We start from the raw sequence: 15,066 nt of genomic DNA on the forward strand, positions 1-15,066 counted from the left end.
TAGGGCCGGATCTTTCAGGTCAAGCTGGCCGTGCGTTACACGGCCTGCGGATTGTCACAGCTGTATACAGGCAAACCTGGATACACCTCAATTTTTATCATGCACTGGTATGCGGCGGTGATGGAGGATAATAATGAACGCTGTAGAACAGTTTGAAGCAAAACAGCTTAAAGATGCTGCAAGCATCCCGGATTTCCGTTCCGGGGATACCGTCAAGGTAAACGTGAAGATCCAGGAAGGCAATAACGCACGTATCCAGGCTTTCCAGGGTGTTGTGATTGCCCGCAGCGGTGCCGGGCTGCGCGAGACTTTCATAGTCCGTAAAGTCAGCTTCGGCGTAGGCGTGGAACGGCGATTCCCCGTACATTCCCCGGTGATCGATTCTATTGAGCTCGTGCGCAGGGGCCGTGTACGCCGTGCAAAGCTTTACTATCTGCGTAAGCTGCGCGGTAAGGCTGCACGAATCGTTGAGCGCCGTGATAATACGCAGAAAGCTAATGCACAGAAATCAGAGTAGCTGATTACAGCTATCCGGTTTTCTTGAGTATTTCTTGAGTATTTAAGGAGCCCCAGGGAAAGTTGACCTCTTGGGGCTCCTTCCCAAATCAGCAGGTTACAGAACAGATTAGTTGCAGCATGGCGGACCAGGATAAATCCAATAACCTTTTTGACGGTTCCGGGCTGATGGACAGGACCCAGATATATGCCCAGAGGAAGTCAGCCGGACAGTCGGCCCGGCGTGTGCATTCCAGAAATTTTGATCCTGCAGGCAAAAGGTACATTATCCCCCAATACGGCAAGCGGGCTGCACGGCGGAAAGAGGCTGCTGCATATATACGGGATACCCTTATAACTATTATCCTTGTCGGGATCATTATTACGCTTCTGCGCACTTTTGTTATCACGCAGTATATTATCCCGTCATCCTCAATGGAGGATACCCTTCCTGTCGGTTCCCAGGTGCTGGCTAACAAGCTGATGAGAGGGGAGCCTTCCCTTAAACGCGGGCATATTATCGTTTTCAAAGATACCCATGGGTGGCTGTCTTCATCGGAATCAAGCAGTACACAAGGCGGTTTTGCCGGCCTTTTCAATAAGATAACCGGGAACAAAAATGGTGACAGGTATCTGATAAAGCGGATCATCGGGCTTCCCGGGGATACGGTCGCATGTGAAGGGGCAGGCCACCCTATCACTGTGAACGGGCAGCCGATCAATGAAAGCTCTTATCTGAAGCCTGGGACAGATCCCAGTGATGTGGCTTTTACAGTACGTGTAACAGCAGGGAATATATTTGTTATGGGCGATAACCGTTCTAATTCCGCCGATTCACGCTATCATACCGATGACGGCAATAACGGCCTCGTTCCTATGAGCGCTGTTACCGGGGTCGCAGTGGCTGTGATCTGGCCTGTTTCCCAGTGGCGCGGGCTTACCGGCGGGACGAAAGTTTTTGACAATGTCCCTATCCCTTACAACAGTTAGTGGTATCCGTCTCATGGGTAATCCCGCACCCGGTCCGGACTCCGCCCATCCGGACTTCCCGCAGGGCAGGCAGCGTGCAGTCCTTCCGGCAGCAGTTTCCCCGACATGGGATGTTGAATTACAGACGGTCCATTCTGCTCCGCAGCCGGATACCGGCCGGAGCGGCTATGGCCGGAGCAATTTTGATATAGTGATCGGGTGTGACGAGGTGGGCCGCGGATGCCTCGCCGGCCCCGTTATGGTGGGGGCCTGTGCTTTTAGCGTCCCGTCAGTACTCAGCAAAGCTGCCGGTTCGCTGTTCCCTGCGGGGCTTAAAGATTCCAAAATGCTGTCGGAGAAGAAAAGGGAACAGCTCGTGGATCCGGTACAGGAGTGGTGCGATACGTATGCGGTAGGCAGTTCAACTAACCGGGAGATCGACAGGCAGGGGATCATGGCGGCTTTGGGGGCTGCCGCTGCCCGCGCGATCAGGCATATACTGGAAACTGCAGACTGCCCCTGCAGGAAGGCTGCGGTGATCCTTGACGGCCCTCATGATTACATAACCCCCGTTATAACCCCCACCATTGAAGCCGGCAGTGCGGCATATCCTGTCATATCCGGCTGCGGAATAGAGGTATTCCCGGTCGTCAAAGGCGATCAGAAATGTATCAGTGTTGCCGGGGCATCTGTTATTGCCAAAGTCACCAGGGACCGGTACATGGTTGGCCTGGCCAGCCGTCATCCTGAGTGGGAAGCCTACGCATGGCAGAAAAACAAGGGGTACGGGTCTGCGGAGCATCGCCGGGCGATCCGGTTATATGGGGCAACGCCTTATCACAGGGTCTCATGGAACCTGGGGTAGGGGGGCATCCTCCTACCATTTTGCCGCCGGATTTTGCCGGCATCCGGTAAGCACTGCCCGGAAACCTTTTTGCCGGGTACCGGGTTTTACAGCGTCCGGCACATCCTTCTTTTCTTCGGCGCCTCTGTTGAGTATTCTGATTCGGGCCTACATGAGCAGCGCCCGCCGGACGCGCGCAATATGGCGGCGTGATTCGTATGCGAAATTAATGAGGATAAACAGGCAGACAAAGGCGACAGGCAGCATATGGCGGTCGAAATTATTAGCCGGCGACATAACCATGACCCCCATAAGCATCAGCAGCGGAAACTGCCTGAGAAGGTATTTCCACCGTTTGAGGATGAATTCTGCACACATAAGGAGAAGGCATATGATCACGTAGAAATTGCCGTGGATAAGCCATCCCAGTATGGGTTCTGACGAGACTGTATCTGTTGATGACTGCACGAATACACGTACCTGCGGGAAATAATAGCGCAGCCACTGCGACTGGGTATCAAGCTGCGGCGTCTTGATATAGTATGCGGCCCCGGTGTAGGGCTCATCATTGATATCAAAATATCCGTAAACTTTAGCCATAAAAGCGTCATAGTAGATCACAGGATTGCGCTTGCCCAGTTCAAGCCATGCTTTATTGAATTTTTCCATATCTTTGGCTGTTACTGTCCGCCACTTATATGTTTCGATTTTGGAATCAGTCCCTGATGATTTGACTTTATCGGCATCATTGGGGAAATAAGTGATCCCCATAGCATAAAGGTTGAAAATAGGTGACAGGTCGTTTTTAGTTTCCGTGGGAATATTAAGCGGGGCAAGCTTCATCGTCCGTGCGATCTGCTGGATCTGCACCCCCCGGCTTTCAATGGGATCCCCGCTGATTATAGCCCCCGTACCTACAGCTATATTAAGCCCCACCTGGAAGATAACCAAAGGGATGGCAAGCCCTATGAGCCAGGTGCGCCATCGTGCACGGCTGGCAATAAGGACGAGGATGCACTGCACAGCAATAATATAGACAGCATATTTTGCGGATATGAGCATAGCTCCGCTGCTTATAAACAGTCCTGCAGTAAGACTCCTGGATATTTTTACGGATGGTGCTGCAGCAAATATTTCGTACCACTGGCCGAACCACCATAAGAAAGCAAAAGCGAAAACGGGGGATTTCGTCAGGGCAGAGATGCTGAACAGCGGAAGCGGGTTAAAAGCAAAAAATGCCAGTATGATAAGGCGCGTCCACGGCCCGGCAGGAGCCCTCTGCTCAATAGCGTTTGCACGGCCGTATGTATATGCCGGCCGTGCAAAACGGAAAAAGCGGGCCATAGTAACAGAAACACAGAAAAGTGCAAAAACCGCCTGCAGCCCTGAAGCAATAATAAGGCCCCAGTCCTTTGATCCCGTCCACTGGTTGGAAAGCTCAAGTATACCGCCGGTAAACAGGGTAAGCACAATATTGTGCTGATTGGTGAGGTAAGTGGACGTAGCCGGCCACAGATAGTGGGCTATAGGATAGATATCCGCCACATTGAAAGATTCAGAATAAGCGGGTTTCCCGCCCTGCATGAAGTAAGCCCACCGGTTTACTTCACTCCACTGTGATATTGCATCAGCGCTGAACACAGTGGGTATGAAGATGAAAAAAATACCCCACACAACAGCAAGGACGCAGGCAATCTGCCAGGAATACCTCGTATGGCTGACGATCCAGGGGCGCCAGTTGCTGCGGACCAGGTGTGCAGCATGCTGTATGGCCTGTGCAGCAATGCCGGCGATCCTTCTGGCTTTCCCCTTCCTGCCGGAGGGCTTCCGTTCTGCATCTTTTGCTGATGTTTTAGCTGCATTCCTGTCCGGAGCGCTGCGGCCTGCCCTTAAACGGACCGCAACTTTGCGCACTGTGCTGCGGAGCATCATCCCGGAATCCCTGCAGAGCCGGACGGCCGCGGGACCAACAGTATTGAGGATATATGACTGTGCACAGCGCCATATTCCCCTGATCCGCGAATGCGCCTGGCTTATATTCACAGCGATCCCGACGATCCCCATATAACCGGCAAAAAAAGTGATAAGCAGTATCCAGTTATGTGCGCGGAAAGAAGTGATAGAGGAATTTGCGCGATACAGCGGCCCGACCGCGGTGCATAATGCCATCCATGCGCATACAAGGGAAACTGCTGTCCAGCGCAGGATAAGCCAGAAACGCGCCAGCCTGGGATGCTGCGGCTGATGGAAGGGGCTGGAGGCGGTGTCGGGAACAGACACTGCAGCGCTGTCTGCTGCCTCAGGACCTGCCATCAGATACCCCATTCGCCTGTTGCCGATTGCCTGTCAGTGGAGCGAACGACGGGAATCGAACCCGCGTAATCAGTTTGGAAGACTGAGGCTCTACCATTGAGCTACGTTCGCATCGGCTGTCCAGCCAGCCAAATCACTATTATACATAACTCGTGGAATATGCCGCGCCGCCTACGTTCCTCCCGCATTGCTAATCTGAATGTATGGCGCGAAAACGGATCACTATAGCAGCGAGCCGCCCGGTGCGGGATGAGGTGGTGGAATCCGCCGAGAAAAACGGCATATCTGTTGCAGATGTGCAGCGCAGACGGGCGCATCCGGTGCTTATTGCTGTGTTCACTGTCCTGGCCCTTGGCGCAATAACTGCCCCGTACGGCGCGGGACGTTTCCTGGCGCTGGAGCATACTGCCGAAGTGTCCTGGGCCCTTGCGCCTTATGACGCACGGAGCATGGTATTCCTGGCATGGGCTGTCACGACGCTTACATTTATGGCTTTCGGCATGGTCTTTATGGATAACCGCAGGGTTTTATGGGGGTTTGTGGCCCTCTTCCTGTTTTCGGCACAGCAGTTCATCTGCGGTATAGCGCTTGTGAAAACGGGTTTCTGGTACGGGACCCGCGTAGTGTACGGTGCTTACGCCAATTACGCCAATTCGCTTAATGTGGGGGTCTTTACGTCGGCTGCAGGCCTTGCCGTATTTGTGGTGGTATATCTGTTTATCCTGTTTACAGTAAAAAAGACGTCATCTTTCAACGTCCTGTCGCGCAGCTGGGTGTCGCTGATCAGTTTCAGCATTATTGAGGTAATAGTGCTCTTCCTGGCTTATCTGAGCGGTATAGCCGGCATTTTTATCTCCTAGGCATTCCCAGCTATCCTTAGGTACACGTCCTCCTATAATGGCACTGTCCTCTATAGGCAGGAACGTTCCTATAGGCAGGGGCAACAATTTAATCTGGAGTAATCAAACCATAGGAAAATGGAGAAAAATAATGTTGAAAGGCTTTAGGGATTTTATTGCCCGCGGCAATATGGTAGAGATGGCTGTTGCCTTTGTTATGGGTTCCGCTGTAACAGCTATTGTGACATCTCTGGTAGATAGCGTTATCAACCCTCTGATCGCAGCTATTTTCAGTATGCCGGATATGGACAAGGTGTGGAACGTGACTGTGAATGGTTCCGTAGTCAGGTTCGGGGCCTTTGTCGGCGCGATCATCAACTTCCTGATCATCGCCCTCGTCGTGTATTTCTGCATCGTTGTCCCCATGAACAAGCTTGCTGAAATGTCCAGCCGCAAAAAGGAAGAGGGCAAGGAAGAGCTTTCTGACGAAGAAAAACAGACCCAGCTCCTTGCCGAGATCAAGTCCCTGCTGTCCGCTCAGGGCCAGGGCACTTCAGGGGCAGGGCAGGCAGCCTAGGCTTACCTAGCCTTGCCTGTATCTGTACCTCGGGTTTTTCGCACTTGCGTGCTATAATATGACGCGGCGTATATATCGCCCGCGGATACAGAGCGCTTCAGCATAGGGCTGGGGCACCGCGCAACGGACTAAGGAGGCCATTGTGGCACTTACTAATGCAGAAAAGCAGACGATTATTTCTGAGTATGCAACTCATGAGGGTGACACAGGCTCCCCTGAGGTACAGGTTGCCCTGCTTACCGCGCGTATTAATAATCTCACTGTCCATATGAAGCAGCACAAGCATGATTACCATTCAGACCGCGGGCTGCTCCTCATGGTCGGTGAACGCCGCCGTATGCTTGAATATCTGAGGGATAAGGATATCAATCGTTATCGTTCGCTTATTGAGCGTCTCGGACTGCGTCATTAAACTTTGTGCCCAGGTATCGTGCCTGGGTTCTTTTATGTTTGATGGCTGGATTTGATAACACCAATAATTAATGAGCTGATTCAGTACATGATTTGGTAAAGATTAAACAGTAACTATATAGAAATGATGATTCGGAGAGGGTCTCCGAATGAGGCAGTAAAAGGAGGAACCCATGGAGGGTCCCGAAATAAAAGCAGTAGAAGCCGTAATTGATAACGGCAGTTTTGGTACACGCACATTGCGTTTTGAAACAGGCAGGCTGGCACAGCAGGCAGATGGTGCTGTTGCCGCTTACCTTGATGATGATTCCATGATCCTGTCTACTACTACAGCAGGCAGCAGCCCCAAAGAAAATTTTGATTTCTTCCCGCTTACGGTCGATGTGGAAGAAAAGATGTACGCAGCAGGGAAGATCCCCGGCTCATTCTTCCGCCGCGAGGGGCGCCCTTCCAATGAGGCAGTGCTGGCGTGCCGTATTATTGACCGCCCGCTTCGCCCGCTGTTCCCGCATACGCTCCGTAATGAAGTACAGGTTGTTGAGACGGTCCTGTCCATTGATCCTGATGACTCTTATGACATGATCGCTATGAATGCCGCGTCAGCATCTACTATGATCTCAGGCCTTCCGTTTGAAGGGCCGGTTTCAGGCGTGCGCCTGGCTCTGATTGATGACCAGTGGGTGGCTTTCCCGCGCTGGTCTGAGCGTGAACGTGCAGTGTTTGAACTTGTTGTTGCGGGACGCGTACTTGACAATGGCGATGTTGCTATCGCTATGATCGAGGCAGGGGCCGGCAGGAATGCATGGAAGCTTATTTATGACGAAGGGATGACCAGGCCTGATGAGGTCGTTGTTGCGGGCGGCCTTGAAGCTGCCAAGCCGTTCATCAAGGCTATCTGCGAGGCGCAGGATGAACTGAAGCGTATTGCCGCGAAGGAAACAAAGGAATTCCCTCTGTTTCCTGAATATACGGATGAACTGTATGCCCGTATTGACCAGCTTGCACATAATGATCTCAATGATGCTCTTTCTATAGCTGAAAAGCTTCCAAGGCAGGACCGCATCGCCGGGATTAAGCAGTCAGTAGTTGATACCCTGGCCAATGAATTTGCTGATATGGATGATGCCGAGAAAGAAAAAGAGATCGGCAATGCATTCAAAGAGCTGCAGCGCCAGATAGTCCGCCGCCGTATCCTTACCCAGGATTACCGTATTGACGGCCGCGGGCTGCGCGATATCCGCACCCTTTCCGCTGAAGTCGATGTTGTTCCCCGTGTGCACGGTTCTGCGCTTTTCCAGCGCGGTGAGACCCAGATCCTGGGTGTAACAACACTGAATATGCTGAAAATGGAGCAGACGACGGATGCGCTGTCCGGCCCGAATACCCGCAGGTATATGCACAATTATGAAATGCCTCCGTATTCCACCGGCGAAACCGGGCGTGTAGGGTCCCCGAAGCGCCGCGAGATCGGGCACGGCGCCCTTGCCGAGCGTGCCCTCATTCCGGTGCTCCCTTCCCGCGAAGATTTCCCCTATGCGATCCGTCAGGTATCGGAAGCTATCGGTTCTAACGGTTCAACATCAATGGGGTCTGTGTGCGCTTCAACTATGTCTCTCCTTGACGCCGGCGTGCCGCTGAAGGCTCCTGTTGCTGGTATCGCAATGGGGCTTGTTTCGGGTGATGTTGACGGCCAGATGGTGTATAAGACCCTTACGGATATCCTTGGTGCTGAGGATGCCTTCGGTGATATGGACTTCAAGGTTGCCGGGACATCTGAGTTCATTACTGCTCTGCAGCTTGATACCAAGCTTGACGGTATCCCTGCCGATATCCTGGCAGCCGCTTTGCAGCAGGCATTTGAGGCCCGTATGACGATCCTTGAAGTCATTGATGAATGCATTGACGGGGTCAATGAGATGAGCCCGTATGCGCCGCGTATCATTACTACCACTGTCCCGGTCGATAAGATCGGTGAAGTGATTGGGCCTAAGGGCAAGATGATCAACGAGATCCAGGAAAAGACCGGTGCTGATATCAGTATTGAGGATGACGGTACGGTCTATATTGCTTCTGAAGGCGGGGATTCCGCTGAAAGGGCGCGCGAACTCATTGACCAGATCGCCAATCCGCATATCCCTGAAGCAGGGGAGGCATACCAGGGCAAGGTAGTAAAGACTACAAGCTTTGGTGCTTTCGTCAACCTGACCCCAGGTACTGACGGCCTGCTCCATATTTCCCAGATCCGCAACCTTGCCAACGGTGACCGTATTGATGCTGTTGAGGACGTGCTCCGTGAAGGTGATACCGTTGAGGTAGTCGTCCAGGGTGTTGATGATAAAGGGAAGATCTCGCTCGCTATTCCGGGTTTTGAGGAGCAGGAGAGTAATTCCCGTCCTAATGCCGGCCGTCCGGACCGCGGGTTCCGCGGCGGGCGCCGTCCGGAACACCGCAGCCGCGATGAGAGGCCGGACCGTGATGATGACCGTGATTACCGTCCGCGCCGTTCCCGCCGCGATGATGATGACGACCTGGGGGACCGCGACAGCAGGAGTGAACGTTCCTATCGCCGCAATTCCCGGTATGATGATGACGGCCGCCGCCGCAGCCCGCGGTACAGCGATGATGACCGTGATTACCGTCCGCACCATACCCGTCATGACAATGATGGCTATGAGGGTCGTTATGACGGCCGCGCAGAGCGGGCAGAACGCCGTAACAGCCGCTATGAGGATAATGATTACAGTGAGTACCGCCAGGAGCGTGAGGAGCGTACAGCCCGTCCACGCCGCCGTATCCGCCGTGATTTTGACCCCTTTGACGAGGACTAAACGGCTCCCGGCGGGTAATCAAGGTTATTCCGCCTGTTAAGGAGCTGCACTGAAAGTATATGAAAAATCCCTGCCGGGTCCGATGCCCGTCAGGGATTCCTCATATTAACTTTTATATCAATCGGTATCAGTGTTTCCCGGCTTTATCGAGCCTGGCCGGATCTTCCCAGTTGACTGCCCCGTCCCGGTATGCGTGTTCATGGAGCAATTCGGACAGTTTGAGCCGGTCCAGCTCACGATAATAGCTCTCCATGCCCTTTTTGAAGGCAGCGGCTATTTTTGTCTCCCCCTCATCCACGTGGGGGCCATCATTGAAAAGTACGTGCCCCCGGGACGGGAATCCCGCCTCAAATCGGCTGCCTTCTACAGCAAGGACAACATCCTTAAGGCTGGTTTCGTGTATCGGTTTATGAAGTGTATAGCCTCCGCGCTTGCTGGCATTGGCGTCAATAAGCCCGGCTTTGGACAGCTTCATCAGGACCTTTTTCAGATACGAATCCGAAACGTTCAGCAGGCGGCTCAGCACACGGCTTTTAACAGGTTTATGGCCTTCCTGGAGGGCAAGCATGAGGAGCACGAAGATTGCCTGTTCAATGCTTTTACTAAGCTTCATACCGTGTGTCCTGTGTGTTCCAGCTTTTTCCTGCCGGCCCGCATAATCGTGGAATACAGTATTTCAGCCATCCTGCCGCCTGCATTTGTCAGGGCAGATCTGAAAATGGGAGAAGGGACTTCAATCTCAATGGTCCACTTTACCAGGGTGCGGCCTTCCGGCAGTTCTGTAAAAGCGATCTCCGTAAAATCCTGCCTGACCGCAGGGAAAGACTGCCTGACTCTGTAGCGGATATAATGCCCTTTATCGACGGCAGTTATTTCTTCATGGTACCAGCCTGCGACCATAATGATATCGCGCTGCGATCCTACATCATACCTTTTCCCGGGCCTCCATGCAGATGTAAAGACTATAGGGGAGGCCGTAAAGTTTTCGGAGTGGTAGAACCATGCGAATACATCGTCCCTGGGAGCCGCTATCTCCAGGCTGATCTCAACACGTTTTGCCATAGCATTATCCGGCAAGCCCTGAGACCAGCTGTTCCGCAACATCGTCAACATGGACAGGCTTCAGGTTTTTTGAGAAGATGCCGAAGAATTTGAGCAGGGGAACGAATTTGCTTATAGTATCACTGCGGCCATTTCCGTAAACGATCGTTGGTGTTACGACTACTGTTGGGATCCCGCTGTCTTTAAGCATCCGGGCCAGGCGTGCCTTGCCCCGGACAAAAGGCTTGGGGCCCGTAGCCCCACTGATGAATCCCATTGCCGGTACTTCTTTATTCCTGGCTATGGCGAGCATGACTTCGGCCGGCTCGTCGTTAACTTTACGGAACTTTTCCGGATCACTTTCAGGGCGCCCGACGAAATCTGCTATGCGATCTATCGTATCTGGTAATTTGCTGATTACATCGTCATAGTCAGTTACATCTGCCTGGATATTGATAATCCTGCTGTCTTCAAGCGTATTCTTCCCTGAGCGTGATACTACGTAGAAAGTTGCCTGAGGATCCTTTTCAAGCCACTTCCTGGTCACATTCCTGCCAAGGTATCCATTCCCTCCGAGCAGTACGATATTTGTCATTGTTATGCCTTTCATCTTTTCCTTTATCTAAGGATATTTGAGTATCCTAGGATTATTTTATATCCTGGGATCTACGAAACCAAATTTGCTGCATCCCCATAAAAGTATCTCCGGGAAATAAAACGGCAATAAAAAGCGGGCAGTGCATTACGCATTACTGCCCGCATATGGAGTTATATGCCCGAAAAAACTTAGAGCAGATCAGCCTTCCAGAGCTTTATCTACTACGGATGCGGCTTCTTCAAGCACTGTGTCCAGGACCTCTTCAGACACGAAGGACTCCGCATATACCTTATAAATATTTTCCGTACCGGATGGACGGGCAGCGAACCAGTTATCCTTAGTCGTTACCTTGATCCCGCCGATCGGTGCATTATTGCCGGGAGCCTCGGTCATTTTCTGTTCAATAGGCTCTCCGCCGAGAACGGTATCTGTTACCGACTGCGGCGTAAGGCCGGCAAACTTCTGCTTCTGCTCCAGGGTCGTGGGCGTATCTACACGCTTGTACCAGCTTTCGCCAAAACGCGCTACCTGTTCCTCATGGAGCTGCCCTGGGTTCTTACCTGTTTCGGCAGTGATCTCTGCAGCAAGGAGGTCGGGGATGATGCCATCCTTATCGGTAGTCCATACATGGCCGTCAAAGCGGAGGAAACTCATGCCGGAACTTTCCTCTCCGCCGAAACCTACTTCGCCGTTGAACAGCGGGTCAACGAACCATTTGAAGCCTACGGGGACTTCTACAAGCCTGGCGTTGATCGAAGCAGCTACACGGTCAATAAGCGATGACGATACAAGTGTTTTACCTACGCCCGCACCTGCCGGCCATCCCGGGCGGTTTCCTCCGAACAGGTATTCCACACATACGGCTATGTAATGGTTAGGGTTCATAACACCGGTACCGGGGCATACGATGCCGTGGCGGTCGGCGTCGGGGTCTGTCCCGCCTACAAGGTCATACTGGTCCCAGGCCCCTGCATTAAGGCGGTCTACAAGGCCTTTCATAGCGTAGGGGGAGCTTGGATCCATGCGTATCTTGCCGTCATGGTCAATCGTCATGAAGGACCACTGGGGGTCAACTTTGGGGTTGACTACGCCAATATTAAGCCCGTATTTTTCGTTGATAAGGTCCCAGTAATTGACCGATGCTCCGCCGAGCGGGTCAATGCCCAGGCGTACCCCGGAATCTTTAATAAGCTGGAAATCAATAACATTCTTCAGATCATCAACATAGTGTTCCCGGTAATCGAAACGCTCAATAAGGTCTGAAGCGATTGCCTGGCTGAACGGGATACGGGCTATATTCTTCCAGTCGGGGAGGAGCTCGTTTGCCCGCTGCGCAATAGCATTCGTTGTTTCAGCAGGTGCAGGGCCCCCTGTTGGAGGGTCGTATTTGAAGCCGCCGTCAGTTGGCGGGTTATGCGATGGGGTAACCACAATACCGTCAGCAAGGTCAGGGCCGCTGAAACGCTGTGTGCCGTCCGTCGCGCGGTTATGTGTCAGAATCGCCTGTGAGACAGTTGGCGTTGGGGTGTAGTCATCGCGTGAATCAATACGCACGTGCACACCATTGGCGGTAAGTACTTCAATTGCAGTTTTCCACGCAGGGAGGCTGAGCGCATGGGTGTCCCGCCCAATATAGAGCGGGCCGTCAATATGGGCCTGGGCGCGATATTCGGCAATCGCCTGGGTTATCGCAACGATATGGGCTTCATTGAAGGATGTTTTCAAACTGGAGCCGCGATGCCCGGATGTACCGAAAGCAACTCTCTGCTCAGGTACAGCAGCATCAGGGATAAGGTCATAGTATGAGCCTAGGACCTCGTCAACATTGATCAGATCTTCTGGGGTGGCGGGCATTCCCGCATTATTCGCAACCATATATCTATTGTGCCACGCCAAGCCGACGCAAACCTTAAAATATTATGGATTTTTATAGCGGTCCATACGGATTTCACATAAGCAGGCTGCTGCCGGTCCCTGGCTGTTCCGGGATATCAGCACGGACTGCTGTACTGGTGTTTTCTGATGCAGCCGTCTGGGGCTGCCCTGACACCGGCCCGGGATCCGCCGAAACCGGGTTTGCGTCCGCCGCAGCAGTATCCCCGGTGCTGCCGGTAATGGGGGAGAGGACTCCTGTTGCGTCAACAGCTCCGCCCGTTTGAGGTGCCCGGACTATCAGCGAGTTGTGGTCAACAGTAAAACGGATATGCTGCGTCTTTTCAAGGATATCCCCATCAACTTCTGCCAGCACAGGTTTATCAAGCATGATCTCTGCACTGCTGCCCTGATATTGCCTTACTTTTGATTTTTGTGATATCGGGCTTTGCTCAGAACGTCTGGTAAGTGTCTGATGGATAACATCAACGAGGAGGTTGAACCATCCCCATAAGCCGTGAGTAGTATCGATCGTTTCAAAATCCAGTATGCCGTCATTGTAGCGGGCGTCCGGCATAAGCGTAAATCCGGGTATCCTCCCGCAGTTTCCTGCCATGAATGTGCGGAAAGTTTCCCCGCGCATTTCGTGCATTGTCCCGTCGGCTTCCGTGAGGATGACCGTCCCGCAGTTCCGGGACCCGAACAGATGCTTGAATGCCCCCCAGAAGTAAGCAAACCAGCTGATTGATTTTTTCAGGTTCGGATCGGTGTCGTCAATCATCTGGGCATCAAAACCGACGCCGGCAATAATAAGGAAGCCGTGTTTATGCCCAGGGTCATCCGAGTCCAGAAGGGCCATGCGTCCCATATCGACTCTGCGTGATCCATGCGACGTGGCAATCGTCATTGCAGCTTCTATATTGTCTACAGGGATCCCCATATTGCGTGCAAAAAGGTTTCCGGTGCCGATAGGTATGATGCCGAATGCGTGTGTTGTCCCCGACATCGCGCTTGCAGCGGTGCGTACCGTGCCGTCGCCGCCGCATGCAATAACAACATCTGCATTATAGCGTTCGAGGGCTTCCTTTGCACAGACATAGCCGTCTTTATCGAGTTTCGTATCAATAAAAATTTCGTTGGTTATGCCATGGCTTTCACAATACCGTTCTATATATGCCCTGGTTGCCCGGGCCTGTGGTTTTGAAGGATTGATAATAAAGGCGTAGCTGACCTTATCGCCGTAGCGCTGCCCTGCCTGGGTGATCTCGTGGCGGCGGCGCAGCAGCACAATAAGGCCTGCTGTTGTAGCAACCGTAATAAGCGCTGCAACAATACACAGGGCTATTATTATCTGTCCTTGGACCATAACTATCAGTATGCCTCAAATCCTGTCCGCGGGCGGGTGCTGCAGGAAAAATCCCCTGATTCTGCACGAACGCAAGGCAGGAACAGGGAATGTCTTGGAGGAATAATTAATTGTGATTAACTAAGCCGTCACGGTTTGTGCGCTTGTTTTTGTTGTGTTTTTTGTTGTTTAAATCCTGCTTTATTGTGCTTGATTCTGCCAGATTCCTATTATAAGAGCGCAAGGGGAGAAGCCTTACGTAACAGCCTATTCTAAGGGTTTTTGGCATAAAATAAGCCCTCACAGCAGATGTACCGTGAGGGCTGGGGCGGACAGGGTGGGATCCATATGCACTGGCCATATGCCTTTATTTTGAATAGTATTTAGAGAATATCCTTGATTTTTGGGGTGTATTATGGGGGGGGGTATGGCATGAAAAATACCCCCCCCACCCGATGCTTTAATCGGGCGGACACGAGGGTGGAAACGCACAACCATCGAACAATGGGACACGCAACGTCCAGGACATGGAGGCAGACCCAAAGCAAAACAATAAAAAAATTTGCCCCTCCCACCCCAGCATAAAACCGGGGGAGAGGGGCAAAACCATACCAAAAAAGGGGCAGTTACATAGAAGAAAGCCGCAATGGGTTATATGCAACACCGCAGCTAGCCGCAATAAAACCGGCAGCAGTCGAGATGAAACCACCGATATCAGCCAGGCCAAACGTCATGAAACCGAGCCCGACCACAGACGCTACCAGGCCCACAACGTAAATTATGGTCCTTACCATGTCATTAAAAACAGGCGTATAACCCTTGGCCGCCTCCTGCTCAGAATCTACATGGCTAACCGGCTTACCCGATCCTGTTTCCGTGCTTGTGGGGATTGTTGCATCAACCTGCAGTGTAGTATTCGTATCTGTCATAATAT

Annotated in this window: 14 protein-coding genes and 1 tRNA gene; 7 read left to right on the top strand and 8 right to left on the bottom strand. The window is 52.4% G+C overall.

Annotated features, from left to right (window positions below; translation table 11 throughout):
- Positions 1 to 133 precede the first annotated feature (133 nt).
- From rplS to ABKA16_RS01570, 3 genes are all read left to right on the top strand, one after another.
- On the top strand, positions 134 to 517 hold the full coding sequence (gene rplS, locus ABKA16_RS01560) for a 50S ribosomal protein L19 (protein ID WP_380999487.1): 384 nt from the start codon (positions 134 to 136) through the stop codon (positions 515 to 517).
- A 119-nt stretch (positions 518 to 636) separates the two neighbouring features.
- On the top strand, positions 637 to 1,485 hold the full coding sequence (gene lepB, locus ABKA16_RS01565; RefSeq protein WP_380999485.1) for a signal peptidase I: 849 nt from the start codon (positions 637 to 639) through the stop codon (positions 1,483 to 1,485).
- 13 nt (positions 1,486 to 1,498) lie between these two features.
- Positions 1,499 to 2,329: a ribonuclease HII gene (locus tag ABKA16_RS01570; protein WP_380999483.1), complete on the top strand. Its 831-nt coding sequence runs from the start codon at positions 1,499 to 1,501 to the stop codon at positions 2,327 to 2,329.
- A gap of 147 nt (positions 2,330 to 2,476) precedes the next feature.
- On the opposite strand, the gene ABKA16_RS01575 is transcribed toward ABKA16_RS01570, so the two are convergent.
- A complete protein-coding gene (locus tag ABKA16_RS01575; RefSeq protein ID WP_380999481.1) occupies positions 2,477 to 4,621 on the bottom strand; it encodes a DUF6020 family protein in 2,145 nt (714 codons plus the stop codon).
- Positions 4,622 to 4,658: 37 nt separating this feature from the next.
- Positions 4,659 to 4,732, bottom strand: a tRNA-Gly gene (locus tag ABKA16_RS01580).
- A 92-nt stretch (positions 4,733 to 4,824) separates the two neighbouring features.
- On the opposite strand from ABKA16_RS01580, the gene ABKA16_RS01585 reads away from it, so the two are divergent.
- From ABKA16_RS01585 to ABKA16_RS01600, 4 genes are all read left to right on the top strand, one after another.
- Positions 4,825 to 5,481: a hypothetical protein gene (locus tag ABKA16_RS01585; protein WP_380999479.1), complete on the top strand. Its 657-nt coding sequence runs from the start codon at positions 4,825 to 4,827 to the stop codon at positions 5,479 to 5,481.
- 130 nt (positions 5,482 to 5,611) lie between these two features.
- Positions 5,612 to 6,037, top strand: coding sequence for a large conductance mechanosensitive channel protein MscL (gene mscL / locus ABKA16_RS01590; protein WP_380999478.1), 426 nt, complete (start codon positions 5,612 to 5,614; stop codon positions 6,035 to 6,037).
- 142 nt (positions 6,038 to 6,179) lie between these two features.
- The gene (rpsO, locus tag ABKA16_RS01595) at positions 6,180 to 6,449 is read left to right on the top strand and encodes a 30S ribosomal protein S15 (RefSeq protein WP_007147548.1); all 270 of its coding nucleotides are present in this window, start codon (positions 6,180 to 6,182) and stop codon (positions 6,447 to 6,449) included.
- A 172-nt stretch (positions 6,450 to 6,621) separates the two neighbouring features.
- Positions 6,622 to 9,276 carry a polyribonucleotide nucleotidyltransferase gene (locus ABKA16_RS01600; protein WP_380999476.1) on the top strand — a complete coding sequence of 885 codons (2,655 nt, stop codon included), beginning with the start codon at positions 6,622 to 6,624 and terminating at the stop codon, positions 9,274 to 9,276.
- 127 nt (positions 9,277 to 9,403) lie between these two features.
- Here ABKA16_RS01600 and ABKA16_RS01605 read toward each other — a convergent pair whose 3' ends face one another.
- The 6 genes from ABKA16_RS01605 to ABKA16_RS01630 form a co-directional block, all read right to left on the bottom strand.
- The gene (locus ABKA16_RS01605; RefSeq protein WP_007147546.1) at positions 9,404 to 9,889 is read right to left on the bottom strand and encodes an RrF2 family transcriptional regulator; all 486 of its coding nucleotides are present in this window, start codon (positions 9,887 to 9,889) and stop codon (positions 9,404 to 9,406) included.
- Entirely contained in the window at positions 9,886 to 10,338 is a 453-nt protein-coding gene (locus ABKA16_RS01610; RefSeq protein ID WP_007147545.1) for an SRPBCC family protein, read from the bottom strand. The genes ABKA16_RS01605 and ABKA16_RS01610 overlap by 4 nt, the downstream gene beginning before the upstream one ends.
- Before the next feature lie 4 nt (positions 10,339 to 10,342).
- Entirely contained in the window at positions 10,343 to 10,912 is a 570-nt protein-coding gene (locus ABKA16_RS01615; RefSeq protein ID WP_029246359.1) for an NAD-dependent epimerase/dehydratase family protein, read from the bottom strand.
- A gap of 201 nt (positions 10,913 to 11,113) precedes the next feature.
- Positions 11,114 to 12,790, bottom strand: coding sequence for a phosphoglucomutase (alpha-D-glucose-1,6-bisphosphate-dependent) (gene pgm, locus ABKA16_RS01620; RefSeq protein ID WP_380999474.1), 1,677 nt, complete (start codon positions 12,788 to 12,790; stop codon positions 11,114 to 11,116).
- 73 nt (positions 12,791 to 12,863) lie between these two features.
- Entirely contained in the window at positions 12,864 to 14,153 is a 1,290-nt protein-coding gene (locus ABKA16_RS01625; protein ID WP_380999472.1) for a diacylglycerol/lipid kinase family protein, read from the bottom strand.
- A gap of 605 nt (positions 14,154 to 14,758) precedes the next feature.
- Positions 14,759 to 15,061 (bottom strand): hypothetical protein, encoded by a 303-nt coding sequence (locus ABKA16_RS01630; RefSeq protein WP_380999470.1) that lies wholly within the window; start codon positions 15,059 to 15,061, stop codon positions 14,759 to 14,761.
- Positions 15,062 to 15,066: the final 5 nt, after the last annotated feature.

The organism is Scardovia wiggsiae (assembly GCF_051045985.1).
In the GTDB taxonomy this organism is placed as follows: domain Bacteria; phylum Actinomycetota; class Actinomycetes; order Actinomycetales; family Bifidobacteriaceae; genus Scardovia; species Scardovia wiggsiae.